General features: G+C 68.9%; 27 protein-coding genes. 14 read left to right on the top strand and 13 right to left on the bottom strand.

What is annotated here, in order from left to right:
• Positions 1–3: 3 nt before the first annotated feature.
• The 3 genes from ACSMFO_RS31535 to ACSMFO_RS31525 all read right to left on the bottom strand — a co-directional run bounded on the left by ACSMFO_RS31535 (position 4) and on the right by ACSMFO_RS31525 (position 2,803).
• Complete coding sequence (locus tag ACSMFO_RS31535; RefSeq protein WP_436461530.1) at positions 4–1,266, bottom strand: MFS transporter; 1,263 nt, start codon at positions 1,264–1,266, stop codon at positions 4–6.
• Positions 1,267–1,717: 451 nt separating this feature from the next.
• On the bottom strand, positions 1,718–2,392 hold the full coding sequence (locus ACSMFO_RS31530; RefSeq protein WP_003081747.1) for a Crp/Fnr family transcriptional regulator: 675 nt from the start codon (positions 2,390–2,392) through the stop codon (positions 1,718–1,720).
• A gap of 159 nt (positions 2,393–2,551) precedes the next feature.
• On the bottom strand, positions 2,552–2,803 hold the full coding sequence (locus tag ACSMFO_RS31525) for a hypothetical protein (protein WP_005166943.1): 252 nt from the start codon (positions 2,801–2,803) through the stop codon (positions 2,552–2,554).
• 238 nt (positions 2,804–3,041) lie between these two features.
• On the opposite strand from ACSMFO_RS31525, the gene nth reads away from it, so the two are divergent.
• From nth to ACSMFO_RS31505, 4 genes are read left to right on the top strand one after another with little or no spacing between them, the layout of a single operon-like run.
• A complete protein-coding gene (gene nth, locus ACSMFO_RS31520) occupies positions 3,042–3,725 on the top strand; it encodes an endonuclease III (RefSeq protein WP_394360864.1) in 684 nt (227 codons plus the stop codon).
• Positions 3,722–4,318 (top strand): TlpA family protein disulfide reductase, encoded by a 597-nt coding sequence (locus ACSMFO_RS31515; protein ID WP_436461512.1) that lies wholly within the window; start codon positions 3,722–3,724, stop codon positions 4,316–4,318. The genes nth and ACSMFO_RS31515 overlap by 4 nt, the downstream gene beginning before the upstream one ends.
• Positions 4,315–5,022, top strand: a complete 708-nt coding sequence (locus ACSMFO_RS31510) for an NUDIX hydrolase (RefSeq protein WP_436461511.1) — start codon at positions 4,315–4,317, stop codon at positions 5,020–5,022. Before ACSMFO_RS31515 ends, ACSMFO_RS31510 begins: the two co-directional genes overlap by 4 nt.
• Before the next feature lie 6 nt (positions 5,023–5,028).
• Positions 5,029–6,213 carry a MarP family serine protease gene (locus ACSMFO_RS31505; RefSeq protein ID WP_436461510.1) on the top strand — a complete coding sequence of 395 codons (1,185 nt, stop codon included), beginning with the start codon at positions 5,029–5,031 and terminating at the stop codon, positions 6,211–6,213.
• Here ACSMFO_RS31505 and ACSMFO_RS31500 read toward each other — a convergent pair.
• The 4 genes from ACSMFO_RS31500 to nhaA are packed head-to-tail and all read right to left on the bottom strand — an operon-like array spanning position 6,206 to position 9,294.
• On the bottom strand, positions 6,206–6,613 hold the full coding sequence (locus ACSMFO_RS31500) for a DUF1992 domain-containing protein (RefSeq protein WP_436461509.1): 408 nt from the start codon (positions 6,611–6,613) through the stop codon (positions 6,206–6,208). The genes ACSMFO_RS31505 and ACSMFO_RS31500 overlap by 8 nt on opposite strands.
• On the bottom strand, positions 6,610–7,533 hold the full coding sequence (locus tag ACSMFO_RS31495) for an alpha/beta fold hydrolase (protein WP_436461508.1): 924 nt from the start codon (positions 7,531–7,533) through the stop codon (positions 6,610–6,612). Before ACSMFO_RS31495 ends, ACSMFO_RS31500 begins: the two co-directional genes overlap by 4 nt.
• Positions 7,534–7,548: 15 nt before the next feature.
• Positions 7,549–8,043, bottom strand: a complete 495-nt coding sequence (locus ACSMFO_RS31490) for a phage holin family protein (protein ID WP_016337874.1) — start codon at positions 8,041–8,043, stop codon at positions 7,549–7,551.
• Positions 8,044–8,094: 51 nt separating this feature from the next.
• The gene (gene nhaA / locus ACSMFO_RS31485) at positions 8,095–9,294 is read right to left on the bottom strand and encodes a Na+/H+ antiporter NhaA (RefSeq protein ID WP_436461507.1); all 1,200 of its coding nucleotides are present in this window, start codon (positions 9,292–9,294) and stop codon (positions 8,095–8,097) included.
• Between the two features lie 208 nt (positions 9,295–9,502).
• Between nhaA and ACSMFO_RS31480 the strand changes: the two genes are divergently transcribed.
• Positions 9,503–10,963, top strand: a complete 1,461-nt coding sequence (locus ACSMFO_RS31480; protein WP_436461506.1) for a peptide MFS transporter — start codon at positions 9,503–9,505, stop codon at positions 10,961–10,963.
• 181 nt (positions 10,964–11,144) lie between these two features.
• On the opposite strand, the gene ACSMFO_RS31475 is transcribed toward ACSMFO_RS31480, so the two are convergent.
• Positions 11,145–11,864: a VIT1/CCC1 transporter family protein gene (locus tag ACSMFO_RS31475; RefSeq protein ID WP_037335059.1), complete on the bottom strand. Its 720-nt coding sequence runs from the start codon at positions 11,862–11,864 to the stop codon at positions 11,145–11,147.
• A gap of 111 nt (positions 11,865–11,975) precedes the next feature.
• On the opposite strand from ACSMFO_RS31475, the gene ACSMFO_RS31470 reads away from it, so the two are divergent.
• Positions 11,976–12,428: an AAA family ATPase gene (locus ACSMFO_RS31470; protein WP_436461505.1), complete on the top strand. Its 453-nt coding sequence runs from the start codon at positions 11,976–11,978 to the stop codon at positions 12,426–12,428.
• 3 nt (positions 12,429–12,431) lie between these two features.
• Positions 12,432–13,208: a tRNA(His) guanylyltransferase Thg1 family protein gene (locus ACSMFO_RS31465; protein WP_436461504.1), complete on the top strand. Its 777-nt coding sequence runs from the start codon at positions 12,432–12,434 to the stop codon at positions 13,206–13,208.
• Here ACSMFO_RS31465 and ACSMFO_RS31460 read toward each other — a convergent pair.
• Positions 13,172–13,852 carry a DUF2848 domain-containing protein gene (locus ACSMFO_RS31460; RefSeq protein ID WP_436461503.1) on the bottom strand — a complete coding sequence of 227 codons (681 nt, stop codon included), beginning with the start codon at positions 13,850–13,852 and terminating at the stop codon, positions 13,172–13,174. The two genes, ACSMFO_RS31465 and ACSMFO_RS31460, sit on opposite strands and share 37 nt — an antisense overlap.
• Positions 13,853–13,959: 107 nt before the next feature.
• Between ACSMFO_RS31460 and ACSMFO_RS31455 the strand changes: the two genes are divergently transcribed.
• Together ACSMFO_RS31455 and ACSMFO_RS31450 are read left to right on the top strand one after the other, a co-directional pair.
• Positions 13,960–15,264 (top strand): MFS transporter, encoded by a 1,305-nt coding sequence (locus ACSMFO_RS31455; protein ID WP_436461502.1) that lies wholly within the window; start codon positions 13,960–13,962, stop codon positions 15,262–15,264.
• Entirely contained in the window at positions 15,261–15,596 is a 336-nt protein-coding gene (locus ACSMFO_RS31450) for a cupin domain-containing protein (RefSeq protein WP_436461501.1), read from the top strand. Before ACSMFO_RS31455 ends, ACSMFO_RS31450 begins: the two co-directional genes overlap by 4 nt.
• A gap of 55 nt (positions 15,597–15,651) precedes the next feature.
• Here the strand turns inward: ACSMFO_RS31450 and ACSMFO_RS31445 are convergent, their stop codons facing one another.
• The 3 genes from ACSMFO_RS31445 to ACSMFO_RS31435 all read right to left on the bottom strand — a co-directional run bounded on the left by ACSMFO_RS31445 (position 15,652) and on the right by ACSMFO_RS31435 (position 18,975).
• Positions 15,652–16,158 carry a DUF6319 family protein gene (locus ACSMFO_RS31445; protein ID WP_037335074.1) on the bottom strand — a complete coding sequence of 169 codons (507 nt, stop codon included), beginning with the start codon at positions 16,156–16,158 and terminating at the stop codon, positions 15,652–15,654.
• Positions 16,159–16,325: 167 nt separating this feature from the next.
• Positions 16,326–18,296 (bottom strand): acetate--CoA ligase, encoded by a 1,971-nt coding sequence (gene acs / locus ACSMFO_RS31440; protein ID WP_436461500.1) that lies wholly within the window; start codon positions 18,294–18,296, stop codon positions 16,326–16,328.
• Positions 18,297–18,396: 100 nt separating this feature from the next.
• Positions 18,397–18,975, bottom strand: a complete 579-nt coding sequence (locus ACSMFO_RS31435) for a GNAT family N-acetyltransferase (RefSeq protein ID WP_436461499.1) — start codon at positions 18,973–18,975, stop codon at positions 18,397–18,399.
• A gap of 115 nt (positions 18,976–19,090) precedes the next feature.
• Between ACSMFO_RS31435 and ACSMFO_RS31430 the strand changes: the two genes are divergently transcribed.
• The 5 genes from ACSMFO_RS31430 (at position 19,091) to ACSMFO_RS31410 (ending at position 24,409) form a co-directional block, all read left to right on the top strand.
• Positions 19,091–19,588, top strand: coding sequence for a phosphoribosyltransferase (locus tag ACSMFO_RS31430; RefSeq protein WP_016337862.1), 498 nt, complete (start codon positions 19,091–19,093; stop codon positions 19,586–19,588).
• On the top strand, positions 19,585–20,316 hold the full coding sequence (locus ACSMFO_RS31425) for an oxidoreductase (RefSeq protein ID WP_436461498.1): 732 nt from the start codon (positions 19,585–19,587) through the stop codon (positions 20,314–20,316). The genes ACSMFO_RS31430 and ACSMFO_RS31425 overlap by 4 nt, the downstream gene beginning before the upstream one ends.
• Positions 20,317–20,475: 159 nt before the next feature.
• The gene (locus ACSMFO_RS31420; protein ID WP_436461497.1) at positions 20,476–21,234 is read left to right on the top strand and encodes a 3-hydroxybutyrate dehydrogenase; all 759 of its coding nucleotides are present in this window, start codon (positions 20,476–20,478) and stop codon (positions 21,232–21,234) included.
• Positions 21,235–21,260: 26 nt separating this feature from the next.
• A complete protein-coding gene (locus tag ACSMFO_RS31415) occupies positions 21,261–22,577 on the top strand; it encodes an MFS transporter (RefSeq protein ID WP_378417039.1) in 1,317 nt (438 codons plus the stop codon).
• Positions 22,574–24,409: a helix-turn-helix domain-containing protein gene (locus tag ACSMFO_RS31410; RefSeq protein ID WP_436461496.1), complete on the top strand. Its 1,836-nt coding sequence runs from the start codon at positions 22,574–22,576 to the stop codon at positions 24,407–24,409. The genes ACSMFO_RS31415 and ACSMFO_RS31410 overlap by 4 nt, the downstream gene beginning before the upstream one ends.
• Here ACSMFO_RS31410 and ACSMFO_RS31405 read toward each other — a convergent pair.
• Positions 24,387–24,971: a nitroreductase family protein gene (locus ACSMFO_RS31405; RefSeq protein WP_436461495.1), complete on the bottom strand. Its 585-nt coding sequence runs from the start codon at positions 24,969–24,971 to the stop codon at positions 24,387–24,389. The genes ACSMFO_RS31410 and ACSMFO_RS31405 overlap by 23 nt on opposite strands.
• Between the last annotated feature and the right edge of the window lie 4 nt (positions 24,972–24,975).

Here is a 24,975-nt window from a genome sequence, read left to right as displayed (position 1 = left end):
AAGCTAGCGGGCGGCACCGACAAGTTCGGGCGCTTCAGCGACGGCCGCGGCCGGCTGCGGGCGGAAGGTGCCGCGCAGCAGCCACACCACCGCGGCGAGCGCGAACCCGACCACGCCGGCGGCGAGGAACGCCGCTTCGTGTCCGGCGTGCTCGACGAGGTAGCCGCTGATCGACTGCCCGAACGCGAGGCCGAGGGTCACCGCGGTGAGCACCCAGCCGAACGCCTCGGCCGCCGTGCCCTTCGGCGCGGCGATCTCGATGGCCGCCGAGTGTGTCGTCGACTGCGGGGTGATGAGCGCGCCCGCGGCGAGCATGGCGAGCGCGAGGCCCCAGAGCGAACCCGGCAGCGCGAGCAGCGCCACCAGCGCGCCGAACCCGGCCAGCAGCACCGGCAGCCGCAGGCCCATCTGACGCGGCCACGGGCGCAGGCTGTACGCCACCCCGAACGCGACCGAGCTGACCGACCACGCCGACAGCAGCAGACCACCGATGGAGGTGTTCCCCGCCTCGGTCGCGGCCGCCGGGACGGCGACCTCGACGAATCCGATCACGGCGCCGAAGCCCAGCGCGGCGATCGCGAGCGTGCGCATCCCGGGGCTGGCCAGCGCGCCGAGCAGTTTGCCGCCCGTCGACGGCGACGGCCCCCACGCGCGCACGGTCGGGCTCAGCGCGAACAGGACCGCGCCCGCGATCATGGTCAGCGAGCCGGTCACGATGCCGGTGCCCGCCCATGGCGCGGCGATCAGCAGCCCCGCGAACCCGGGACCGAGGATGAAGAAGACCTCCATGCTGATCGCCTCGTAGGAGAACGCGGCGTTCCGCGTCGGCCCGGCGGGCAGCAGCCGTGTCCACAGTGCTCGCGAGGCGGAACCGACCATCGGTTCCGTGATCCCGGTGCCGAAGGCCAGCGGGACCAGCACGAGCGTCGGCGCGTGCGCCTCGATCGCGAACACCAGCCCGGTCATCGCCAGCGCGAAGAGCACCGTGGTGGTCAGCAGCGGCCTTGTGGGCCCGAAGCGGTCGATGAGCCGTCCCTGCACGACCGCGCCGACGGAGACGCCCACCAGCGACCCGGCCGAGACCAGACCGGCTGAGGCGAAGGAGCCCGTCTCACGCTGGACGTAGAGCAGCGCGGAGATGCCGATCATCGCGATCGGCAGGCGGGCGAGCAGCGACGCGATCACCGCCCCGCGGGATCCGGGCGCGGTCAGCGCGGCTTTGTAGTCGGCGAGGGAGGTGCGGTGGCTCTCGGCGGAAGCGGACACAGACTGGGACACGCGTACCAGTATGAACACTTTGGTACGCGAGTACCAGATCTGCGGCGGTAAGTTTGGTCACCACCGGATCCGGGTACTACGGACCACGAATCGTCCAGGTTCGTCACGATCAGGTAACAGTCGGTCGATTCTGGGTCATTCGGGGCAACAAATCGACGCAGATGGCGTCCTTGAGAGTGAAAGAACTTGAGTTCACGGCCGATGGCCGTGGATGGTTGTACGACAGACACACAGCTTCCAGCTCCCTCCGGCGTACGGGTCGGGGCCTTGTTCCGGAGGGCGGGGAGCGCGGATCGTCGGGGGATGGTCCGCGCACAGCGAAGAGCCGGTGCGCCACGTCGGGGGTGGCGCCCGGCTCTTCGTTGTGTCGAGCAACTAGTACGTGAAGGCCCCCTTCGCTGCGTCTAGCGCAGTGAAGGGGGCCTTCACGTACTTGAAATCAACGGGCGCGACGAGCCAAGCGCTCCGGGTCCAGGATCAGCACGCTCTTGCCTTCGAGCCGCAGCCAGCCGCGGTGCGCGAAGTCGGCGAGAGCCTTGTTGACGGTCTCGCGCGAGGCGCCGACGTACTGGGCGATCTCTTCCTGAGTCAGGTCGTGGGTGACCCGCAGCAGGCCGGCCTCCTGGCTGCCGAAGCGCTGCGCGAGCTGCAGCAGCGCCCGCGCCACGCGGCCCGGGACGTCGGTGAAGATCAGCTCGGCGACCATGTTGTTCGTCCGGCGCAGCCTGCGGGCGACCACACGGAGCAGCTGCTCGGCGATCTCCGGGCGGGTGGAGATCCACTGCCGCAGCGCAGGGCGGTCCATCGTCACCGCGCGGACCTCGGTCACCGTCGTCGCGCTGGACGTCCGGGGGCCGGGGTCGAAAATGGACAGCTCGCCGAACATGTCGGACGGGCCGAAGATGCCCAGCAGGTTCTCGCGGCCGTCGGGTGACTTGCGGCCGATCTTCACCTTGCCGGACTGGATGATGTAAAGCTTGTCGCCGGGTTCACCCTCGTTGAAGATGACATGCCCGCGAGGGAACTCCACGGATTCCAAGGTCTGTGCCAGCGCCTCGGCGGCTGCCGGCTCAACACCCTGGAAAATGCCCGCTCGGGCCAGGGTTTCGTCCACCTCGGGTGCCTCCTCATCGAGATACGACGTCGATCCTCGTCGGGCGGGGACCGTGTCGTCGATCACTTTTCGCGTCAGTCTAGGTCGTGCGCGCGAGATCGCTCGTCGGCACGCCGAACGCGCGCGCGGGCCGGGAACGATCTCGCTCGAACGTGGAGCCTAACTCCGCACGCGTCGCGCGCGAAGCCTGGCCGCCTTCCCGCCCAGCCTGCGCAGCCGGAAAAGCTCGAGGGCGCGCCCGATGCCGTGCCCGTAAAGGGCCCTGACCTCGTTGGGCTGAGCCTGCTCGAGGAACTCCTCGACCTCGTTCTCCTGCACCGCGACGTGCTTGAGCCTGGTCTCCACGCGTTCCATGAACAGCGCGAAGAACATGATCACCAGGGGCACGAGGATGACGAACCAGACGGTCATGAGCCCTGCCCAGGGAATTCCGAAAAGTTGTGCATTACTCCAGATCCTCGCTCATGGCGTCCTCGATCGAAGCGCCGAGGTGGTGCTCTGGCGTGTCGGCCGTCGACCGGCGGGATGCTCCCACTGGCTCGTCCGATGGCGCCCGTAGGCTATCGGGGTGCCTCCTGCCCTCACCAATGCCCCCCGCGCGGGGGGCAAGGGTGAAAGCCGGCTCGCGTTGGTGAGACGCGCCAGGCGGATGAAGCGTTGCCTCGACGACGAGTTCCCCGACGCGCACTGTGAGCTCGACTTCACCACTCCGCTCGAACTGCTGGTCGCGGTCGTGCTTTCGGCACAGACCACCGACGTCCGCGTGAATCAGGTCACGCCCGCGCTCTTCGCGCGCTACCGGACCGCCGAGGACTACGCCGGCGCCGACCGCGCCGAACTCGAGGAGTACCTCCGCCCGACGGGTTTCTTCCGCGCCAAGGCGAACTCGGTCATGGGGCTGGGTGCCGCGCTGGTGGAGCGCTACGACGGCGAAGTGCCCGGCAAGCTGAAGGACCTCGTCACGCTGCCGGGGGTCGGCCGCAAGACGGCCAACGTCGTGCTCGGCGACGCCTTCGGGGTCCCAGGGATCACCGTCGACACCCATTTCGGGCGCCTGGTCCGCCGCTGGGGCTGGACCGAGGAGGAGGACCCGGTCAAGGTCGAGCACGCCGTCGGCGAGCTGATCCCGCGCAAGGAGTGGACGCTCCTCTCGCATCGGACGATCTTCCACGGCCGCCGCGTCTGCCACGCCCGCAAACCGGCCTGTGGCGCCTGCCCGCTGGCCAAGATGTGCCCCTCGTACGGAACCGGCCCGACGGAATTCGAAGAGGCCGCGAAGCTGGTCAAGGGCGAAGAACGCGACCACATCCTGGATCTGGCGGCCCGCCGGTGACCAGGGTCACCAAACTGGCCCTCGGTGCCGCCGTGCTGGTGGTGGCCCTGATCGTCGCGTTGCTCACGACGCGCGACGGCCAGGCGCCCGCGAAGACGTCGGGGGATCTCACGGCCGCGCGGGCGAAGGCCTCGCTCGCCCCTTGCCCGCCACCAGGGCCGGGTGAAGTGGCGAAGCTGCGCGGTGTCGACGTCGAATGCCTCGGCGACGGCTCCAGGGTCGACCTCGCCAAGGTGGTCTCGGGTGGTCCCGTGCTGGTCAACCTGTGGGCGTCGTGGTGCGAGCCGTGCCGCGCGGAGCTTCCGCTGCTCCAGCGGTACGCCGCGCTGCCGGGCGCCGCGCGCGTGCTCCTCGTCCAGGTCGCGAGCTCCGGGGCCGACGGGCTGGCGATGCTGAGCGAATTGGGGGTCCGGCTGCCGTCCGTGTTCGACGGTGACGGACAGTCCGGGCCGGTGCGGACGGCACTGAAGGTCCCTTCCTCCCTGCCGGCGACGTACCTGGTCACGGCGGGCGGCGACGTCCGGCTCATCGAGAACCCACGCGTCTTCCTGAACACTGACCAGGTGCGCGCCGCTGTGGAAGGGACACCATGACCGGCCCCCTCGTGGACCCCGACGCCGTGCCCGCCTGGTTGCAGCCGCTGGTCAAGATCAGCGGCGACGTCGACGCACGCGCCTTCAGCCGGTTCAGCGTCCCGCCGGACGCGAGCTACCGGTCCGCGTCCGTCCTGATGCTCTTCGGCGAAGGCCCGCAGGGGCCCGACGTGCTGCTCCAGCGCCGTGCGGACACCCTCGGCTCGCACGCCGGCCAGGTCAGCTTCCCCGGCGGGGGCGCCGAACCGGAGGACGGCGGGCCGGTCGGCACCGCGTTGCGCGAGGCGGAGGAGGAGACCGGTGTCGAACCCTCCGGCGTGCTGCCCGTGGCGGTCTTCCCGGAACTGTTCGTGCCGGTGTCCAGTTTCGCCGTGACGCCGGTGCTCGCCTACTGGCGGACGCCGTCGCCGGTGCACGCGGTCGATCCCGGCGAGACCGCCGCGGTGGCCAGGGTGCCGATCGCCGAGCTCACCGACCCGGCCAACCGCTTCCAGGTCACGCGCGCGGGCTACGACTGGAAGGGCCCCGCGTTCGACGTCGGCGGGATGTTCGTCTGGGGTTTCACGGGCGGACTGCTGGCGATGACGCTGGCGCTCGGCGGCTGGGAACGGGACTGGGACCACGGCGACGTCCGTGACCTTGACGTAGCGTTGGCCGAACATCAGGCGCGGGTCGACGGGCGGCAAGTGCCGGAGAAGGAGTAGGCGCCGGTGAACTGGGTCGACGTACTGGTGATCCTGCTCGCGCTGCTGGCGGGCGTGTCCGGCGCGTTCCAGGGGGTGATCATCGCCCTCCCCTCGCTGGTCGGGGTGGTGCTCGGCGCGCTCGCGGGGATCAAGATCGCGCCGCTGGTCGTGGAACTCTTCCAGCATCCGGCGGCGAAGGTCGCCTTCGCGGTGGCGACCGTGGTGTTCCTGGTCGCGCTCGGCGAGACCCTCGGGGTCTGGGCCGGCCGGAAGCTGCGGCAGAAGATCAACCCGGACAAGCTTTCCGGCGTCGACAAGACGCTGGGCGCGGTGGTGCAGGCCGCCGTGGTGTTCGTGGTCGCGTGGCTGATCGCGACGCCGCTCACCGCCGTCTCGGGTGTGCCGGGACTGGCGAGGTCGATCAACAGCTCGGTCGTGCTCGGCGGCGTCAACGACGTCATGCCCGAAGCGGCGCAAGGCTTCCCGAGCGAACTGCGCAAGCTGCTGGACGCCTCGGGCTTCCCGTCCATTGTGGACCCGTTCCAGAAGCCGAACGTCGAGGACACCAGCCCGCCGGACACCGCGCTGCAGGCGAGCGCGATCGTCAAACAGGTGCACCGCAGCGTGGTGAAGATCCGCGGCAACGCGACCTCGTGCTCGCGGGCGCTGGAGGGCAGCGGTTTCGTCGTCGCGCCGCAGCGGGTGATGACGAACGCGCATGTGGTCGCGGGCACCGACGAGGTCGCCATCGAGTCGACGTCGGGCAAGTTCCCGGCCAGGGTCGTCTACTTCGACCCCGAGGCCGACGTGGCCGTGCTCGCGGTGCCGAGGCTGCAGGCCCCGGTGCTCCCGTTCACGCCGCGGGTGGCGCGGGCGGGTGACAACGCGATCGTGCTCGGCTACCCGCTCGACGGCCCGTACACCGCGACGCCGGCCAGAGTGCGCGGCCGGATCAACCTGCGCGGACCGGACATCTACGAGTCCAACACCGTGCAGCGCGACGTGTTCACCGTGCGCGGGCAGGTCCGCAGCGGGAACTCGGGCGGGCCGATGATCAACCCCGATGGCGAGGTCATCGGGGTCGTGTTCGGTGCGGCCGTCGAGGACCCGGAGACCGGCTTCACGCTGACTTCGGAGCAGGTGCGGCCGGTGGTCGAGACGGCTCCGGCGCTGAGCGCGAACACCTCGACCGGGCCCTGCGCTAACTAGCGGCTTCGCGCCAGGAGGTCACGACCTCTTCCACGTCCAGCGGCCGTGCCCGCAGCACCGGACCGCCTGCCGGACGCCGGTGCTCGGCGCGGATCCGTTCGTTCAGGTCCTCGACGATCTCCCGCACCCGCGCCTCACGACGTACACGAGCCAAGGTGTCCTGCAGATCGTCGAGCTCCTTCGCGATCGCCAGCGAAGGCGGCAGCAGCGCCGAAACGTCGTGCCCCTCGGCGCGGACCTTGTTCACCACCCAGGCCAGCGCGGTGTCCTTGCCGTCGGTCTTCGGCAGCGGTTTCCCCGCGCCGGGAAGGTCGTCGAAATCGCCCTTCGCGGCGGCCGCGCTGACCTGCCTGTCCACCCAGGACTCGAACGACACGCCCGTCGGTTTGCGCTCGGTCATGCTTCCAGGATACGGAAAAAGTCCAGCAAGGCGGCCGACGTGCGGTCCGGGGCCTCCAGATGCGGGAAGTGCCCGATGCCCGGCCAGCGTTCGAGGCGGGCGTCCGGGGCCCAGCGACGGGACGCCGCCGCGGTGTCGGGCAGGACGCACCGGTCCTCCTCGCCGTGCAGTTGCAGCACTCGGGGAGCGAAGCGGCCTCGCAGCGCTTCGCTGAACCGGCGTCCTTCGCCGCGGAACTGCGCGCGGAACGCCCATCGGTAGTACTCGAGCGCGCTGTGCGGCACTCCCGGCACGAGCATCGCCTGCCGGAACGCCCGCACGGCCTCGGCGAACTCCGCCGTGTCCGTCCACTGTGGACCGGACCAGGCGCGGAACAGCTCTTCGACGGCGAGCGCGTCGTCCTTGACCAGCCATTTCTCCGGTGCCATCGGCACTTGGAAGCGGAACAGATGACCCGAAGCGCGCAGCTGTCCCGGCCGCCGGATGGCCCGGCGCAACGCCAGCGGATGCGCGCCGCCCAGCACGCTGACCGACGAGACCAGCCGCGGGTGCAGCGCGCCGACCGTCCACGCGAGCATGCCGCCCCAGGCATGCCCGACGAGATGGGCCTTGCGCGCGCCGAGCGACTTGATCAGCCCGCCGACGTCGCCCGCGAGGGTCCAGGCGTCGTAGCCGCGCGGGGGTTTGTCGGAGTCGCCGTAGCCGCGCAGATCCACCGCGACCACGCGGAAACCGGCGTCGGCGAGCGCGGTCAGCTGGTGGTGCCAGGTCCACCAGAACTCGGCGAACCCGTGCAGCAGCACGACCAGCGGCCCGTCGCCGAGTTCGGCGACGTGCAGCCGGATGCCGTTCGCCGAGACGTCACGATGGGTCCACGGACCGTCGATCCGGACGATCGACGGATCCGGTGTCGCCTGCACCGACTCGAAGACTTCTCAGTCGCGGTCCGCGGGCGCGTCGTCATGACGCGGCTTGAACGCGGCGGCGGTGTCCTTGAAGCTGTTGATCGTGCGCTCGGGCGCCTTGATCTTCTTCACCTTGCGGTAGCCCAGGAAACCCGCGACCGCCGTCGTGGCGAGCATCAGCCCGAACACGATCGCGAACGCCGCCCAGCGCATCAGCCACTCCGACAGCAGCTCGCCGAGGAAGAAAAAGAAGAAGAACGAGCTGTACAGCCCGACGACCAGCGCGACCAGGAAGAAGATGGCGCCCTTGAGGCCCTTCTTCGCCTCCGCGACGACCTCGGATTTGGCCAGCTCGACCTCGGCGCGGATCAGCGTCGAGACGTGCTGTGTGGCATCGCCGACGAGTTTCCCGAGGGACTGCTCGCTCGCTACCACGTCGTCATCGCTCGACAGGGGGAGGTAGGGCACGGCCCCCACGCCGTCGGGGCCGGTACGTTCGTGCTTGGGGCTGCTCACACCGGTCATCGTGCCACGTGCCCCGATCACGGGCGCGGCGGACCGGCGAGTGTCGCGTTCTCAATCTTCGCGCGCGTGCACGCGGCTGCGGTGCAGCAGCATCGCGGCCGCCGCCAGCGAGGCGACCGCCGAGGCGATCAAGACCGCCATCTTGGCTTGGTCCACGGCTTCCCCGTCGAGCGCGAGATCGGCGATCAGCAGGCTCACGGTGAACCCGACGCCGCCGAGCATCGACAGCGCGCCGATGTCCCGCCAGCCCATGCCCCGGGGTTTCTCCGCGAGCTTGAACTTCACGGCGAGCAGGCTGGCGCCGAAGATCCCGAGCAGCTTCCCGCCGACCAGGCCGATCAGCACGGCCAGCGGCAACGCCGTGGTGAACACCGCGCCGAGCGATTCACTGTCCACCTTGATCCCGGCGGCGAACAGTGCGAACAGCGGCACCGCGACCGCGGCCGACCACGGCTGCAACCGGTGTTCGAGCCGGATCGCGGGCGCGTGCTCCTCGCCCTCGTCGGCGCGGACGCGGGTGAGCAGGCCGAGCGCGACGCCGGCGATGGTGGCGTGGATGCCCGCCGAATGCACCGCGACCCAGGTGATCAAGGCCAGCGGCACGTAGATCCAGGCGCTGCGGACGCGACGGTGCTGCAGGTACGCGTACAGCGCGAGGGCGACGACGGCGACACCCGCGGCGACGAGGTCGAACTTCGCGGTGAACAGGATCGCGATGAGCAGGATCGCGCCGAGGTCGTCGACCACCGCGAGCGAGAGCAGGAAGACCCTGGCGCTGCTCGGCAGGTTCGACGCGGTCAGGGCGAGCACGCCCAGGGCGAACGCGATGTCGGTGGCGACCGGGATGGCCCACGCGCGTTCGATGCCCGGGGTTCCCCAGCCCACGGAAAGCGCGACCAGCGCCGGCACGATCATGCCGCCGACCGCGGCGACCACCGGCAGGATCGCCTGTTTGAACCGGGAGAGTTCACCGACCACGAGTTCGCGTTTGAGTTCGAGCCCCGCGACGAAGAAGAACAACGCGAGCAGGCCGTCTTTCGCCCAGTCGCCGATCGTCAGATTCAGATGCAGGAATTCGGGACCGAGCCGGAAATCGCGGATGGCGCGGTAACTGTCGTCGATGGGCGAATTCGCCCACAACAGGGCGATCGCGGTGGCGCCGAGCAGGATCATTCCGCCGGTGGTCTCCGTGCGGAGATAACGGGCGAACTCGGCGACGACGACTTTCGCGGGACGGTTCGGTCCGGACAAGACGACCTCCGGTTTTCGGCAACGACGAATACTGTTGCCGACCAGACTTCCCGGCGCACCTTGACGCCATTTTAACGCCTCAAGCTGCGGAAATCTCGCCTTCATGACAGCTGCCACAGAGATCATGCGGACGTCGGTGTCCCGTCCACATGGTGGGCTTCTAGCATGTCAACTGAAAACCGACAACGATGTCTTCGATAAGGACGGCATGGTGAGTACCTCTACCGAGGTCCAGCAAGACACGAGGTTCTTCGGGCACCCACGAGGGCTGGCGAACCTCTTCGGCGTCGAGATGTGGGAGCGTTTCTCGTACTACGGGATGCTCGGCATCCTCCCCATCTACCTCTACTACGAAGTCAGTCAGGGCGGCCTCGCGCTGCCGAAGGCCTCCGCGCTCGGCATCGTCGGCGCGTACGGCGGCATGGTCTACCTGTCGGCGGTGATCGGCGCCTGGGTCGCGGACCGCGTGCTCGGCTCCGAACGGACGCTGTTCTACAGCGCGATCCTGATCATGATCGGGCACATCAGCCTCGCCGTGCTGCCGGGGCTGGCGGGCATCGGCGTCGGCCTCGTGTGCGTGGCCGTCGGCAGTGGCGGGCTGAAGTCCAACGCCACGGCCATCGTCGGGACGCTGTACGCCGACGGCGACGAGCGCCGCGACGGCGGTTTCACCATCTTCTACATGGGCGTGAACATCGGCGGTTTCGTCGGGCCGCTGCTGACCGGCCTCGCGCAGAGCGAGATCGGCTTCCACGTCGGCTTCGGGCTCGCCGCGTTCGGGATGGCGCTAGGCCTGATCCAGTACACGATCGGCCGCAAGAACCTCGGCGACAAGGCGAGCGAGATCCCCAACCCGCTGCCCGCGTCGCAGCGGCCGCTGGTCTTCGGCGGCACCGCGGTGGGTGTCGCGGCGATCGTGCTGCTCGTGGTGTTCGGCGTGATCAACCCCGGCAACCTCGTCGACGTCGTCGTCTGGGCCGTCGCGGTCATCTCGGTGATCTACTTCGTGGTGATCATCGGCAGCAAGAAGATCACCTCCGACGAACGCAGCCGGGTGTACTCGTTCATCCCGATGTTCATCGCGAGCGCCGCGTTCTTCTCGCTGTACCAGCAGCAGTTCACCGTGGTCGCGGCCTACACCGACGAGCGGCTGAACCGGACGATCTTCGGCTGGGAGATGCCGGTCGCGTGGGTCAACTCGATCAACCCCGTGTTCATCATCCTGTTCGCGCCGGTGATCGCGGCGATCTGGACGAAACTCGGCTCGCGGCAGCCGTCCTCGCCGATCAAGTTCGTGCTCGGCACGGTCACCATGGGCGTGGCGTTCCTGCTGTTCCTCCCGATGGTCGGCAGCGGCAAGAACGCGAGCCCGCTGCTCGCGCTGGCCGGCATCCTGTTCGTGTTCACCATGGCGGAACTGATGCTTTCGCCGGTCGGGCTCTCGCTGTCGACCAAGCTCGCGCCGGAGGCGTTCCGGACGCAGATGGTGGCGCTGAACTTCCTGTCGATCTCGCTCGGCACGGCGATGTCCGGGAAGCTCGCCGAGTACTACACGGTCGACGACGAAGCGCCCTACTTCAGCATCGTCGGCGGCGTGGCCATCGTGGTCGGTGTGGCGCTCCTGGTGGCGACGCCGATGATCCGCAAGCTCATGAAGGGCGTTCACTGACGCACTTCTTCCCGCGCTGACGAGCGACCCTCGGAGGTGCTGAAAGGGCCCTTCACCGCATAGGACGCGGTGAAGGGCCCTTTCGCTGTCTTACGGCTCCAATCACGCGAGATCGCCGTCTGATCACGCGAGATCGCCGCTCGATCACGCGTGTCGTCCCTCCGATCACGCGAGATCGCCGTCAGCCGACGGTGGTGCCGAACAGCACGCCGACGTAGTACGTCACCAGCATCGTCAGCGCGCCCACGCCGACGTTCCGCGCGATCGCGCGGCCGGCCCGGGCGTCGCCGAGTTTCGCGCTGATGAACCCGGTCAGCGCCAGCCCGACCACGACGGCCGCCGCGCACGCCCAGACCCGGGCCGAGGTCGACGTCCACACGATCGCCAGCAACGGCAGCAGCGCGCCGACGGTGAACGCCACCAGCGAGGCCCACGCCGCCTGCCACGGACTGGTCAGATTGTCCGGATCGATGCCGAGTTCGGCCTCGGCGTGCGCCTGCAGTGCGTCCTTTTCGGTCAGTTCGCGGGCGACCTCGGCGGCCAGTTCCGGGGAAAGGCCCTTGCCTTCGTAGATTTGCGCGAGTTCCCGTTCTTCGGCTTCCGGCATCTCTTTCAGTTCACGCTTTTCCAGCCGCAACTGTGCGCGTTCGGTGTCGCGCTGCGTGCTCACGGAGACGTATTCGCCGCCCGCCATCGAAAGCGCGCCCGCGACGAGCCCCGCGATTCCCGCGGTGGCGATCGTGGTGGAGTCGGTGGTCGCGCCCGCGACGCCGACCACGATGCCCGCCACCGACACGATCCCGTCGTTCGCGCCGAGTACCCCGGCGCGCAACCAGTTCAGTTTGCCGCCCAGATCCGCGTGCGGTTCGTGGGGATGTTCGGTCGATACCGTCTCGGTCACCGTTTCAGTGAAACACGGAAAACGGCGCGAGGCGAGTGGAAAGTGATTCGGTCAATTGAGGCAATCCTTATTCATTATTGCCTTACCTAAGTCGTGGGATACATTGCGGACATGGCAGAGGTGGTGATCCTGATCGGGTTGCAGGCGTCCGGGAAGTCGACGTTCTTCCGGCGGGTGTTCGCGGGCACGCACGTCCACCTCAGCAAGGACCACTTCCCGAACGCCAAGCAACGGCAACGGCGCCAGCTGCGGATGCTCGCCGAGGCGCTCGAAGAAGGCCGTTCGGTGGTCGTGGACAACACCAACCCGTCGCCGGAGGAGTGGACGCCGCTGATCGAGGTCGCGAGACGGCACGGCGCGCGCGTCTCCGGGTACTGGTTCCCGCCGGATCTCGAAGGCTCCCAAGAGCGCAACGCGCTGCGGAGCGCCAAAACCCGGGTGCCCGACGTCGGTCTGTATGCGACTCTCAAGCGGCTGCGGCGCCCGAGCGCCGAAGACGGTTTCGACGAGCTGTACACCGTCGGTTTCGACGGTGAAGGCGGCTTCGTCGTGGAGCGGGGGTGAACCATGGACGCGAGTGATTTCGAAGCGCGGCAACGGGAACGCGAGTGGTTCCACGGCCTGACCGTGCCGCCGGGAGCGTGGACGGTGCTCCGGGTCGACGGCCGGGGCTTCTCCAAGTTCACCGAAGCGCGGTTCGAGAAACCTTTCGATCCCCGGTTCGCCGACTGCATGGCCGAGGCGGCGAGCGCGTTGATGGCGGAGTTCGCTTCGCCTTACGTCTACACGGAAAGCGACGAGATCTCCCTCGTGCTGCCTCCCGCCGCCGACCTGTTCGGCCGGGGCGTGGAGAAGCTCGTGTCGATCTCCGCCGGGGTCGCGTCGGCCGCGTTCACCCACGCGGCCGGGGTGCCCGCGCACTTCGACGGCAGGGTCTGGCTCGGCACGACGACGGACGACGTCGTCGACTACTTCTCCTGGCGTCAGGCGGACGCGGCCCGCTGTGCGCTCAACGGCTGGTGCTACTGGATCCTGCGCAAGGCGGGGAAATCGGCGAGCGAGGCCGGAGCGGCTCTCGAAGGCACCGGCGTCTCCGAGAAGAACGAACTGCTCTTCGCGCACGGCGTCAATTTCGCCGAAGTCCCCGGCTGGCAGCGCCGCGGCGTCGGGCTGTACTGGGAGTCCTACGAGCGCACCGGGTTCGATCCGGTGCGAGAGGTCGAGGTCTCCGCGACCCGCCGCCGCGTCCGCGTCGACCGCGAGTTGCCGATGAAGGGCGAATATCGCGCCTTCCTGGGCGAGTTGCTTCAGCCGATCGGTTCGGGGAGCCGCCGCACGGAGTAGGCGAGTTCGATCGTCTCGCCGGTCGCCGGGTCGCCCAGTTCGACGCGCCAGGAGTCGGCGAACTGGTCGACGCCGTGCACCATCGGGATGGTCCCGGAGATCAGCACGGTGCCCGGGGCGTGGAGCCCGCGCTCGCGCAGCACGTCCAGCCAGTACGACGGCGGCAGCAGTTCCGCGAGTTTCCCTTGCTGGATCAGGGTTTCCCCGGCCCAGGCGGACAGCGTGAGGGCGTCGAGCCGGTCCTGGACGTCGACGAGCCGCCAAGCCTTGGCGGCGAGGACGTCAGGGCCGGCGTTCTTGCTCCACGCGACGCCGTGCGCTTCGAGCGCGCGGTCGGTGTGGTCGCAGGCGGCGGTCAGGAGGACGTCCTCGGGCTCGGGGCCGGTGATGACGAGGGCCCATTCGGCCTCGCCGGAGGTCCGCTCGTGCTGCACCGGGACCTCGTCGGTCTGGCTCGCCAGGTACGGCGCGACCGGGTAGAGCGCCGGGATCACCGAAGGCGCGGGGACGCCGAGTTCGGCCAGTTCGGCCACGTGGGCGGCGACGTCCTCCTGGCTGCGACCGGCGTATCCGGCGTTCAGCAACGTGTGGACCTCGGTCCGCAGCTCCTGGCCGTCGGGAAGGGTGAAACGCAGCTCAGGCATCTGTCCTCCGAGATTGGGGGTTGCGCATACAGCTTGTATACAAGGAGTATATCCGCAATTCAACCCCTCCCGGCGGGGTTGCGGACCTCCTACGGACGGATGTGGACATGACCTCACCAGCCGGTGACCGGCGTTCGTTGCACAAGGCCTTCGCGGCCAGCCTCTCGGGAACCGCGCTCGAGTGGTACGACTTCGCGGCCTACTCGGTGGCGGCCGCGACGATCTTCGGGCATCTCTTCTTCCCCTCGGAAGACCAGCTCGCGAGCACGATGGCGGCGTTCTCCACCTACGCGGTCGGCTACCTCGCCCGGCCGCTCGGCGGGTTCCTCTTCGGCCGCCTCGGCGACGTGCTCGGCCGCAAGCGCATCCTGGTCATGACGCTCGTGCTCACCGGCGTGGCGACGTTCCTCATCGGTGTCCTGCCCACGTACGAGACGATCGGCGGCTTCGCGGCGGTACTGCTCGTGGCGCTGCGGTTCGCGCAGGGCGTCGGCATCGGCGGCGAATGGGGTGGCGCCGTCCTGCTGTCGAGTGAGTTCGGCGATCCGGGCAAACGAGGGTTCTGGGCCTCGGCCGCGCAGATCGGCCCGCCCGCGGGCAACCTGCTCGCCAACGGTGTCCTCGCCGTGCTGGCCGCGCTGCTCACCGAGGACCAGTTCAACAGCTGGGGCTGGCGGATCGCGTTCCTGCTGTCCGGCGCGCTCGTCGGGTTCGGCCTGTGGATCCGGCTCAAACTGGAGGAGACGCCGGTCTTCAAGCAGATCCAGGAGCGTGGCGAACGTTCGTCGGCGCCGATCTCCGAGGTCTTCCGCACCGAACGCCGCGCGCTCGTCGCCGCCGTGCTCATCCGCGTCTGCCCGGACGTGCTCTACGCACTGTTCACCGTCTTCGTCCTCACCTACGTCACCACGCACACCGGCCTCTCGCGCGGCGCCGGGCTGGCCGCGGTGATGATCGGTTCCGCGTTCCAGCTGATCTTGATGCCCGCGTTCGGTGCGCTTTCGGACCGCGTCTCCCGGCGCAAGATGTACCTGTTCGCGACCATCGCCGCCGGTATCTGGCCGTTCGTGTTCTTCCCGATGGTCAGCGGCGGATCCTTCGCGATGCTGGCGATCGGCATCGTGCTCGCGCTGGTCATCCACGCCGCGCTCTACGGCCCGCAGGCCGCGCTCGTCACCGAGCAGTTCTCGCCGCGCCTGCGCTACACCGGCAGCTCGCTGGCCTACACGCTCGCCGGCGTGATCGGCGGGGCGCCCGCGCCGCTGCTGTTCACCGCGCTGCTGGCCGGTTTCGACACCTGGCTCGCGATCGGGGCCTACCTGCTCGCGACCGCGGTGGTCACCATCATCGGGGTCGTGCTCGCCCGTGACCCGGACCGCGAGGAGGCCGCCGCCATGGAGCCCGTGCGATGACCTGGACCGCGATGTCCACAGTGGAGGGTCTGTCGCTGATCGGCGGGCAGGGCCGGTTCCGGACGCTCGCGACGGCGGAAGGTGGCCTGGCGTATGAGATCCATTATCCGGCGGGCGTCGCTTCTCCCGTGCACAGCCACGATCACGACAGCATCGTGTACCTGATTTCGGGTTCGCTGCGCGGCACGCTCGACGGTGCGGACGTGACCCTCGAAGCGGGCGGCACGATCGTCCACCCGCGCGGCGTTCCGCACAGCGTCGAGGCCATTGTGGACAGTCAGTGGGTCGAGTTCAAGACACCGCTGCCCACGCGGCCGCCGATCGCGGAATGAAAGAAACCGGGGCGGACACTGATATCCAGCGTCCGCCCCGGTCGGGAGGAAAGTCTCAGGCGTCCAGCTCGGCCAGCGCCAGCTTCGCCTTCTCCAGCTCGGCTTCGAGCTGAGCCACCTTCGCGGCCTGCAGTTCGCGGGCGGCGTTGATGACCTCGTCGATCGGGCCCGACAGGTCCGCGTGCAGCTCCTTGGCGGCGCGGGACACGGCGGCGGCCGGGATCTCCAGGCCCTTCGCGACCCACTTCGCGCCGTTCTTGAGCTCGGCCTGCCACTCGCCGTCGGCGGTGCCGGTGACCGTGAGGGTCAGCTCGACGGTGCGGGTCTTCTTCGCCGTCGTGGCGACCTTCGGGCGGCCGCGCTTGGGCTTGGGGGACTCCGCCGTGGCTTCTTCGGCGGGGGTCTCCGGGGTGCTCGAAGCCTCGGGGGTCTCGGCCTTGGCCTCGGCCGGGGCTTCGGTGGTCTCCGAGGTGGTCTCCGCCTGCGGCGTCGAGTCGACGGGCGCTTCGGTAGCCGCTTCTTCGGACACGGCGTCAGTGCGTGTCAAGGCATCCACGGTCATCGTCGGTGTCGTCTCCTTGCCCGGGTATGGGGTGGTACCCGGCACATCCTAGAACAGGCGTTCGAGTGAGGCGAACCGGGGTGTGGTAGGCGTGTCGGATGCGAGGAAAGGTCCTTTCCTTGCAAATTTTGCAAGGAAAGGACCTTTCATGGCGCGTGCGGGTGGGGTTACTCTTCGGACTTGCCGGACTTCAGGCCCGAAGAGATCAGGTCCATCACCGACGAGTCGGCCAGCGTGGTCACGTCGCCGACCTGGCGGTTCTCCGCGACGTCGCGCAGCAGGCGGCGCATGATCTTGCCGGACCGCGTCTTCGGCAGCTCCTGCACGACCAGGATCTGCCGCGGCTTCGCGATCGGGCCGATCTCCTTCGCGACGTGGTTGCGCAGCTCCTGGACGGCCGCGTCGCCGCCGTCCACGGCGTTGCCGCGCAGGATGACGAACGCGACGATGCCCTGTCCGGTGGTCGGGTCGGTCGCGCCGACGACGGCGGCCTCGGCGACCGTCGGGTGCGAGACCAGCGCCGACTCGACCTCGGTGGTCGAGATGCGGTGCCCGGACACGTTCATCACGTCGTCGACCCGGCCCAGCAGCCAGACGTCGCCGTCGGCGTCGTACTTCGCGCCGTCTCCGGCGAAGTAATAGCCCTGGTCGGCGAAGCGGGACCAGTAGGTCTCACGGAAACGCTGCTCGTCGCCCCAGATGCCGCGCAGCATGCCCGGCCACGGCTTGTCGAGCACCAGGTATCCGCCGCCGCCCTTGCCGACCTCGACACCCTGGTCGTCGACGACCTTCGCCGAGATGCCCGGCAGCGCCTTCTGCGCTGAGCCCGGCTTCGTGGCGGTGACGCCCGGCAGCGGCGAGATCATGATCCCGCCGGTCTCGGTCTGCCACCAGGTGTCGACGATCGGCGCCGAGTTCGCGCCGACGTTCTCGCGGTACCAGATCCACGCCTCGGGGTTGATCGGCTCGCCGACGCTGCCCAACACGCGCAGCGACGAGAGGTCGTACTTCTGCGGGATCTCGTTGCCCCACTTCATGAACGTACGGATCAACGTGGGCGCGGTGTAGTAGATGGAGACCTTGTGCTGCTGCACGATCTCCCAGTGGCGGCCCTCGTGCGGCGTGTTCGGGGTGCCTTCGTAGACGACCTGTGTCGTCCGGTTCGCCAGCGGGCCGTACACGATGTACGTGTGCCCGGTGATCCACCCGATGTCGGCGGTGCACCAGTAGACGTCTTCGCCCGCCTTGTGGTCGAAGACGTTGTGGTGCGTGTACGCGGCCTGGGTCAGGTAGCCGCCGGAAGTGTGCAGGATGCCCTTCGGCTTCCCGGTGGTGCCGGACGTGTAGAGGATGAAGAGCGGGTGCTCGGAGTCGAACGCCTGCGGCGCGTGCTCCGCGGACTGGCCGTCGACCAGTTCGTGCCACCAGAGGTCGCGGCCTTCGGTGATCGGCACCTCTTCGCCGGTGCGGCGGACGACGATGACCTTCTCGACCGATTCGGCGCCTTCGAGCGCTTCGTCGACATTGGCCTTCATCGGGGCGGCCTTGCCGCGGCGGTACTGGCCGTCGGTGGTGATGACGATCCGCGCCGCCTGGTCGTCCACGCGGGAACGCAGCGCTGTCGGGGAAAAACCACCGAAGACGACACTGTGCAAGACGCCGATGCGGGCACACGCGAGCATCGCGACGATCGCTTCGGGCACCATCGGCATCTGGATGGCGACGCGGTCGCCCGCCTCGAGGCTGAGGGATTCGAGGGCGTTCGCCGCGCGGGAAACGTCGTCCTTCAACTGGGCGTAGGTGATGTCGCGGCTGTCGCCGGGCTCGCCGACCCAGTGGATGGCGACCTGATCGCCGTGGCCGTCGGCGACGTGGCGGTCCACGCAGTTGTAGGCGACGTTCAGCTTCCCGCCCACGAACCACTTCGCGACCGGCGCATTGGTCCAGTCCAGTACCTGCGACCACTTCGTTTCCCAGTGCAGGCGCTCGGCCTGCTTGGCCCAGAACGCTTCCCGGTCGGCGTCGGCTTCGGCGTAGAAGTCGGCGGTGGCATTCGCTTGCGCGCTGAAAGCCTCACTCGGGGGGAAGGTCCTGCTCTCCGTGAGCAAATTGTCCAGCGCCGGCGACTGCTCGGTCATGGTGCGATGCCTCCTGTGTTTCGCGTGTCTTCACGCCCGTTGGCACGCTATCGACGTTACGACGCGAAGTAAAAGGTTGCATCGTGGTTGCGCTCGGCATTCACACGCTTGAGGACAAAGCGGTACGGACCGCCGGCCATTCTGGTCCGGTCAGGGAGTAGACGACGGTGTCGCGGATGGTTCCGTCCGGCCGCACACGATGCGCGCGCAGTACCCCTTCCCTTTGCGCGCCGAGACGTTCGATCGCCTTCTGCGACTTGAGGTTGCGGATGTCGGTCTCCCACGAGACGCGGTTCGCGCCGAGGTCGTCGAAAGCGTGGCGCAGCAACAGGAGTTTCGACTCGCGGTTGAGTCCGGTCCGCTGCCATTCGGAACCGATCCAGGTGTAGCCCACGGAAACGATCTTGTGGCGCGCGTTCATCGCGTAGAACGACGTCGTGCCCGCGACCTCGCCGGTGCGCGCGTCGATCTGCGCCCAGGCGCGGCGGTTGGTGTCGGCGAGGATGTCTTCGACCATGGCTTCGGCCGCGGCGAGATCCCGCGGCTGCCGGAGGCTGAGCCAGGTCCAGATCGCCGGGTCGGCGCCGGCCGCGAACAGGCCCTTGGCGTGGTCGCGGGTGAGGGGTTCGAGGCGGACGCGTTCGCCGGTCAAGGTCGCGTGGTCGTTCCAGTCGGTCACGATCATGACGTTACGATCGGCAATGGCCTTGCTGGATAGCCAGTTTCGAAGCATTTGAGAAGGCCACTAAGCCGTTGCCTATGCTCGCGGGAACGATCGACGAAGGCGAGGCAGCATGGCCGAGGAGCGGGAAGAGCTCACCTGGGAGTTGTTCGGGACGGCCAGCAGGGATCTGGCGCAGGCCGTCGCCGACGACGGCTTCGAGCCGGACCTGATCCTGTCGATCGCGCGCGGCGGGCTGTTCGTCGCCGGCGCGCTCGGTTACGCGCTGGACGTCAAGAACCTGCACGTGATGAACGTCGAGTTCTACACCGGCGTCGACCAGCGTCTCGACCTGCCGGTGATGCTGCCGCCGGTGCCGAACGTCGTGGACCTGACGAAGAAGAAGGTGCTCGTCGCCGACGACGTCGCGGACACCGGTGCGACGCTGAAGCTGGTCCGCGACTTCTGTGCCGACCACGTCGCCGAGGTGCGCTGCGCGGTCGTCTACGAGAAGCCGCGCTCCGAGGTCAAATGCGAGTACGTCTGGAAGCACACGGACCGCTGGATCAACTTCCCGTGGTCGGTGCAGGCGCCCGTGGTGCGGCGCGAGGGTCAGGTGCTGGACGCGTGACGGATCCGCTGAAGCCGCTGCTGGATCTCGAAGGGGTCGCGGCGGCCGCGAAATCGGCTCAGGACGCGGTGTTCGCCGTCCACCGGCTGCCCGCCAACCTGCGCGGCGGCGCGGCGACGGCCGCCGAAGCCTCCGTGCGGTCGGCACGGGCGTCGGCCGGGATCGAGGGCGCCGCGCCCGAACTGCCGGAATCCGGTGAGGTGACCGATCCGGTGCTGGCGGGCGCGCTGCGGGTCGCGGAAGCGCTCGAAGGACTGCTCCCGACGTGGCGGCGCGCGCCGCTGCAGGCGTTGGCGCGCCTGCATGTTCTCGCCGCGTCGGATCTGGTGACGGATCTCGACGCGCTGGGGCGGCCGCGGTCGTCCGGTGACGTCGGGCCGCGGCTGGAGATGCTGGCGCAACTGGTCACCGGCGCGACATCGGTGCCGGGTCCGGTGCTGACCGCCGTCGTGCACGGAGAACTGTTGGCGCTCAAGCCTTTCGGCTCGGCGGACGGCGTCGTCGCGCGGGCGGCGGCGCGGCTTTCGGCGGTGGCGACCGGGCTGGACCCGAAGGCGCTGACGGTGCCCGAGGTCGCGTACTTCCGGCGGGTGCCGAAGTACCTCGAAGCCGCTACAGGCTTCGCCGGCGGGACTCCCGACGGCGTCCGCGCTTGGCTGCTCTTCTCGTGCGAAGCGTTCGAGGCGGGCGCTCGTGAGGCGAAGTCCATCTCCGACGCCGCCGGCTGACTCCCCGCGTTTCGTCCTCTGGATGCGGTAGTTCGCGATATCAACTACCGCATCCAGAGGACGAAATGCATGGGTGGGGTGAGGCCACACGGGATCTTGCCCAGGTGTAGTGCGTGACCACATGGCTTAAGCGCGCCGGGAGACCTAACGTCGTCCGGCATGAGTGGTGCGTATCACAGCGATCTGGCGGGTAAGTCCGCGCTGGTCACGGGTGCGGCGGGCGGGATCGGGCTGGCCTGCGCCGAAGCGCTCGCCGAGGCCGGGGCCAAGGTCCACCTCGTCGACATCGACGACGCCGTCGAGAAGGCGGCGGCCGACGTCGACGGCATCGCGCACGTCGTCGACCTCACCGACGCCCAGGCCGTCGAGACCCTCCCCACCGAGATCGACATCCTCGTCAACAACGCCGGTTTCCAGCACATCGCGCCGATCCACGAGTTCCCGCCGGAGACGTTCACCCGCATCCAGGCGCTGATGGTCACCGCGCCGTTCCTGCTCATCCGCCGCGCGCTGCCGAGCATGTACGAACGCGGCTGGGGGCGCGTGGTCAACATGTCCAGCGTCCACGGCCTCCGCGCGAGCCCGTTCAAATCCGCGTACGTCACCGCGAAGCACGCACTCGAAGGCCTCTCCAAGGTCACCGCGCTCGAAGGCGCGGAACACGGCGTGACCAGCAACTGCGTCAACCCGGGCTACGTCCGGACGCCGCTGGTCACCGGCCAGCTCCAGGCGCAGGCAGAAGAGCACGGGCTCGAACGCGACGCCGTCATCGAGCAGGTCCTGCTGCGCCGGTCGGCGATCAAACGGCTCATCGAACCGGCGGACGTCGCCGCGTGCGTGCTCTGGCTGTCCGGCGACCACGCCGCCCATGTCACCGGTACCTCCATCCCCCTCGACGGCGGCTGGACCGCCGCGTGAACCCCTCCCCAGAAAGGACGTCCCCGGTGACCACCCAGAACCGCGGCTCGATCGCGAAGGTCGTCAGCGCCAGCCTGATCGGCACGACGATCGAGTGGTACGACTTCTTCCTCTACACCTCCGCCGCGGCGCTGGTGTTCGGCAAATTGTTCTTCCCCACCAACGATCCGCTCACCGGGACCCTGCTCGCGTTCCTCACCTACGCCGTCGGCTTCCTCGCCCGGCCGATCGGCGGGCTGGTGTTCGGGCATTTCGGTGACCGTGTCGGCCGCAAGAAGCTGCTGGTGCTGAGCCTGCTGCTGATGGGCGGTTCGACCTGCGCGATGGGCATCCTGCCGACGTACGCCACGGTCGGTGTCCTGGCACCGATCCTGCTGACGCTGCTGAGGCTCGTGCAGGGTTTCGCGCTCGGCGGCGAATGGGGCGGTGCGGTGCTGATCGTCTCCGAACACGGCGACGACAAGCGTCGCGGGTTCTGGGCGTCGTGGCCGCAATGCGGTGCTCCCGGCGGCAACCTGCTCGCGACGGCGGTCTTGGCGATCCTCGCCGCGACGCAGTCCGACGAGGCGTTCCTCAGCTGGGGCTGGCGGATCCCGTTCCTGCTGTCCGGGGTGCTCGTGGTGATCGGGCTGTGGATCCGGCTCGCGGTCAGCGAATCGCCCGTGTTCCTCGCGGCGCAGAAGAACGACACGACCACGCACGCGCCGGTCGTCGAGGTGTTCCGCAAGAGCTGGCGCGCGGTGCTGATCACGATCGGTTCGCGGATGGCGGAGAACGTCTCGTACTACGTGATCACCGCGTTCATCCTCGTCTACGTCACCACCGGGCTGAGCCTGCCGAAATCGGCCGGGCTGAACGCGGTGCTCATCGGCTCCGCCGTGCACTTCGTGACGATTCCCTTGTGGGGCAAGCTTTCCGACCGGATCGGCCGTCGTCCGGTCTATCTGTTCGGCGCGATCGGCATGGCGCTGTGGAGCTTCGTGTTCTTCGCGATGCTCGACACGAAGAACTCCGGCGTCATCATCCTCGCGGCGACCATCGGCCTGGTGCTGCACGGCGCGATGTACGGCCCGCAGGCCGCGTTCTTCTCCGAGCAGTTCCCGACGCGGGTGCGCTACACCGGGCTTTCGGTCGGCGGTCAGCTGTCTTCGATCGCGGCCGGCGCGGTGGCGCCGCTCATCGCGGTCGCGCTGTTCAAGGAGTTCGGCAGCACGGTCCCGGTCTCGCTCTACGTGGTCTCGATGTGCGCGCTGACCGTGATCGCCCTGCTCGCCGCCCGCGAGACCAAGGGTGAATCCCTGCACTCCGAAGTTCTCACGGAGCGCGGTCACGTGTCAGCATGACCGCTGTGGACGGAGCCGTGGAATTGCGCCGGCTGCTCGAACTGCTCGCCTCCGGCGCGGGCAGCGAGCAGCTGGCGCACGTCCCCGTCGACCCGAAGGCCACCGAACTGGCGCTGCGGATCCGGGACACCGTCGCCGAGCACCGGCGGCGCGAGGCTGAGCTGGCCGCGTTGTTCGACACCGCCAGCGACCTCGCGCGGCTGGACGATCCGGACGCCGTCCTCCGGTCGATCGTGCGGCGGGCGCGGGCGCTGCTCGGCGTGGACGTCTCGTATCTGAGCCTCAACGACGAGACCGAGGGCAAGACCTACGTCCGGGTCACCGACGGGTCGGTTTCCGCGCTGTTCCAGGACATCGTGCTCGGCATGGGCGAGGGGCTCGGCGGGCTGGTCGCGCAGACCGCGCGGCCATACGCGACGGCGGACTACTTCAACGACAAGCGGTTCCGCCACACGTCGTCGATCGACACCGGTGTGCTCGACGAGGGACTCACCGCGATCCTCGGGGTGCCGCTGGCGATCGGCAGCAAGGTCATCGGGGTCCTGTTCGCCTCGGACCGGACCAGCCGGGAGTTCTCGCCCGACGAGGTCGCGCTGCTGTCGTCGCTGGCCGACCACGCGGCGATCGCGCTGGACAACGCGCATCTGCTCGACGAGACGCGCCGCGCGGTCGCCGAGCTGAACGCCGCGAACGCGACGATCAGCGCGCACAACGACGCGATGCGCCGCGCCGAGGACGCGCACGACCGGCTGATGGATCTCGTGCTGCGCGGCGGTGATCTGGCCGAGGTCGCCGCCGCGGTCGCGGACGTGCTCGGCGGGGCGATCGCCGTCTACGACGCGGACGGCGCGGTGCTCGCGCGGACCGACGGCGAGCTGAATCTTTCGCGGACCGCGGTTTCCGCGTCCAGGACGAGCGGGCGCGCGGTGTCCACTGAGGACGGTTGGCTGTGCGCGGTCCAGGCGGGACAGGAATTCCTGGGCAGCCTGGTGCTGGGCGGCGGGCACTCGCTCGGCGAGGCCGACCGGCGGCTGTTCGAGCGGGCGGGCGTGGTCACCGCCGTGCTGCTGATGCAACGGCGTTCCGTCGCGCGCGCCGAGGACGAGGTGCGCGGCGAGCTGCTGTCGGATCTGCTCACCGCGCCCGGCCGCAATCCGGCCGCGCTGCTGGCGCGCGGTAGACGTCTCGGGGTCGATTTGTCGACATCGCATGCGGTGCTGATCGCGCATTCCGGCGACGTTTCCCGGCGACGGCTCGCCGCGGCGGCCTCGCGGCACGCGGACCTGGTCGGGGTCCACGCCGACGAAGTGGTCCTTCTGGTGCGTGGCGCGGATCCCGGCTCGCTGGCGCGATCCGTCGCCACCGAACTGTCGTCCACAATGGACTGTCCGGTGACGGTGGGCGCGGCGGGGCCGGCCGCCTCCCCGAAGGCGCTGGCCGTGGCGCACGCCGAAGCCGCTCGATGCGTCGCTTCACTGCTGGCGCTGGGCCGGGCGGGGGAAGGCGCGAGCATGGCCGACCTCGGGTTCGTCGGGCTGCTCCTCGGTGAGCACGCCGATCTCGGCGCGTACGTGACCGCCACTATCGGCCCGGTGCTCGACTACGACGAACGCCGCGGCACGGACCTGATCGGCACGCTCCGCGCGTATTTCGCCTGTGGCGGCAACTTGACGCGGGCGAAGGACCTGCTCCACGTGCACGTCAACACCGTCGTCCAGCGGCTGGACCGCATCGCTTCACTGCTGGGCGAGCAGTGGCAGGCGCCCGAGCGCGCGCTGGAACTTCAGCTCGCGCTCAGGCTGCACCGCCTCACCAGTGACCGAAACGGATGACGTCGTCGAAGTCTCGGCGGGCGACCGTGGTCGGCGACGAGCCGGGCGACGGACCGGATTCGGCGCCGTGCCCGAGCGCCACGACACCGATCGGGTCGTGATCCTCCGGTACGCCGAACTCGCCGTGGAGCCGCTCCACGCTTTCCGGCGCCAGCCCGAAGAACACCGCGCCGAGACCTTCGTCGACGGCCGTCTGCAGGATCAGCAACGTCGCCATCCCGGTGTCGACGTCCCAGTACGGCACGCGCCACCACGACTCGTTTCGATCGGCGACACCCTTGTCCGGCTTGGCATAGCGGTCGAGGTACGCGTTCTTGACCGAAAGCGGGACGATCGCGACCGGGGCCGTGGTCACGGTTTCCGGTGCCCAGCTCGCCCCGAACTCCCAGAATTTCGCGAGTTCTTCGCCGGTGAGGACGAGAAATCCTTGTCCCTGTGAGAATCCGGCCGAGGGACCCTTCAGCGCGTTGCGCAGGATGCGCTGAAGGCTCGCCTCGGCGACGGGCTCGTCGGTGAACTTCCGGACCATGCGACGGCGTCGTACGACGTCCTGGAATTCCATGCGA

This window comes from Amycolatopsis sp. w19 (assembly GCF_051373225.1).
Classification (GTDB): domain Bacteria; phylum Actinomycetota; class Actinomycetes; order Mycobacteriales; family Pseudonocardiaceae; genus Amycolatopsis; species Amycolatopsis japonica.
This window is presented reverse-complemented; position numbering and strand designations above follow the sequence as displayed.